Consider the following 2,357-nt stretch of genomic DNA (forward strand, 5'->3'; position numbering starts at 1 on the left):
CGACCCGTACCGTTAGCAAGACCGGCCTCCACCCCTTGGATAGGCGTAACGAAGGAATGAGAGGGCATAGACCCGTTAAGACATGGGAGTGAAAACCTCCAAGGGTGGCGTGGAGAATGCGTGCAGTAAATGGAAGTATATAGGACGGTGATATCCCTCCTCTATTCCCGTGCGTCTTCATGTTACCGAAGTCTAACAGGGTATTCCCTTCATGTCTTCCCCCCTTACTATCCGGGCGAAATCCTGCGAATAAGAAGAATTCGTGAGAAAATCATATCGTACCAAGGGAGCTTAATCGATTTTCTGATTATTTTTGAAAAAATGCAGAATTTCTTATCCCGTCTAAATCAATTAGGAAAAGTAATTTCTAATGTCTTATCTTTTTGCTCTTCCCCTTTAAGAATAATTGAAACGACGTCTTCTGTTATCCAAGTAAACTCGAAATTTTCGGCAATAAGAGTCTTGCCATCATTGTTAATTCTTTCTTCGATATAAGTTCGTAGATGTCCAATTTTTCCATAGTGTATTCGTATCGGTGCATTCGAAAAAAAAGCATTCTGTCCTCGAACCCTAATTTCAACTTGATTTTTTTTGTTAGGGGAGTTTTGAGTGAGAATTACTTTTTCTGCATAAACAATTTGGAAATATCCGTAGTACAAAATTGCAATAGGTATGGTAATGCTACAGAGGACTATAGCCAAAGCACGGTAGGTTCTTTTTCGTTCTTCTTTTCTATCCGCCATATAATGCACCATCCCACTATCACTAAGATTATGTTTTGCTTCGTATGCTGAAGAAGGAGTACACAAGCAAAACAACTCCGAAGAAGATTTCCTTCAAATAAGCTCTCTTAAAGCACGCTATCTCCTTACTTCAGCATTTGCTTCTCTTAGGAGGTTCCTAGGACATTATATTTCATTTACTTTTATCCAAAAAGTGTAACTTTCAGGTGTTCTATTTTCATGTTTTCAATTTGGTCAATTCCACGCTAAACTGCCCGTTAGCGTAATGAAAAAATGGAGCAGCTGCCGCAGCAAACTACTCCATGTTTGTTCAACTATCGTTTCCCGTTAGTTCAATCCCAATCTCTCCCAAAACGACGTGGATGGACACTATATTAGTCACTCGAATGATTTCTGCCTATGTTCTATATTCCCTTAAGTCCTCCCATCCACGTAACTATTACCATAATTATCGCAAAAATTACAGTGACATATCCGCTTATTTTAAATCGTTTTATCATTGCTTTTGTTGTTCTCTTTTGATTTTTGAAACTTGATGTTGTTGAAATCATAAACTCAGTATAAAGAATGTTTAGCAGACCAAAACCACCAAATACAATCAAAAAAATTATACTCATAATTATCCGATCTGACACTTATCTCCCTCCTAAATGATGATTCCATCCCCGAGCGAGAACCCATAAGCTTTGAACTAACGTTTCCCGTTAGCTTAAAAAATCATGCCGACTAAGCGTGAAAATCAAATGTAATATAACTCTGGGTATTTAGGATTCTTGATATCGTCACCAAATTGTTTTTCACTCATTACAAAGTTGCCAAAGTATCCTTCAATCATAAAGTCTAATCGTTCAGTAAAATGTGTTAATTTTTCTTTTGGCAAGTTAGATATTGAATATATATCTGTTTCAATAAAATGACAAAGTAATAGAACAATAATTCGTTTATGTATCCAGTGGACAATTTTAGTTAATTCCCTGTCCAATGACTTATTTAATGTCTGCTTATTAATTTCAATCTGCGCATTATAATAATTCCAAAAATATGCTTCATTGAAAGATGATTTTTCAACTAAAGCGTAGATAAATGTTCCCTCTTTAAGCTCATAGTTATCCATTAAAATTTGAATATCTTTATTCATATTATTCCGCCTTTACAGCAAATTAGGGAATTTTATTTAAAAGTCTTTTTATAAACTTTATAAAAATCCATACATGAATATTCGCGAAGTGATTGAACTATCCTTCCCGTTAGCTTAATGAATCGTCTTCCTCGAACCCCCTTCAATCTCTCTTAAATTATTCTTAATCGCTATATACCTTTGCGATCCTAATAATAATTCACTATATAAATACATGTATTGTAGGTGATACCTCATATCAAATTTATTTTTGTGATATTTCAATAAATGATCTACATAGTCCGTAAAGAAGAATAAAACATCCTTTGACTGTTTATTGAACTTAATGGTATTCAAATAATTTGATATTTCATTTAGTTTCTTTTGAGTATAGACTAAAATACTTTGAATATCTTCTTCTGGTAGCGATTCATAAGCTTCTGTTCTTGCTTGCCAATGATCTTCAAAGACTTCTTTATTTTCATGCAAAATGACAT

At 34.5% G+C, this 2,357-nt stretch carries 4 protein-coding genes; all 4 read right to left on the bottom strand.

Going from position 1 to position 2,357, the window contains the following annotated elements; translation table 11 throughout:
* Positions 1-347 precede the first annotated feature (347 nt).
* Entirely contained in the window at positions 348-743 is a 396-nt protein-coding gene (locus tag AC1DOV_RS34605; protein WP_441887137.1) for a hypothetical protein, read from the bottom strand.
* 404 nt (positions 744-1,147) lie between these two features.
* Positions 1,148-1,378, bottom strand: coding sequence for a DUF6199 family natural product biosynthesis protein (locus tag AC1DOV_RS34610; RefSeq protein ID WP_441887139.1), 231 nt, complete (start codon positions 1,376-1,378; stop codon positions 1,148-1,150).
* 104 nt (positions 1,379-1,482) lie between these two features.
* Positions 1,483-1,881 (bottom strand): hypothetical protein, encoded by a 399-nt coding sequence (locus AC1DOV_RS34615; RefSeq protein WP_441887141.1) that lies wholly within the window; start codon positions 1,879-1,881, stop codon positions 1,483-1,485.
* A 114-nt stretch (positions 1,882-1,995) separates the two neighbouring features.
* Positions 1,996-2,357, bottom strand: a 362-nt coding sequence (locus AC1DOV_RS34620; protein WP_477552154.1) for a hypothetical protein, incomplete at its 5' end; no start/stop codon positions are given.

The organism is Paenibacillus sp. 01T47 (genome assembly GCF_056398245.1).

What these genes read in the sequence shown, in the direction of transcription:
- AC1DOV_RS34605 (WP_441887137.1), bottom strand. Translation starts at nt 743, where the DNA reads ATGGCGGATAGAAAAGAAGAACGAAAAAGAACCTACCGTGCTTTGGCT.
- AC1DOV_RS34615 (WP_441887141.1), bottom strand. Translation starts at nt 1,881, where the DNA reads ATGAATAAAGATATTCAAATTTTAATGGATAACTATGAGCTTAAAGAG.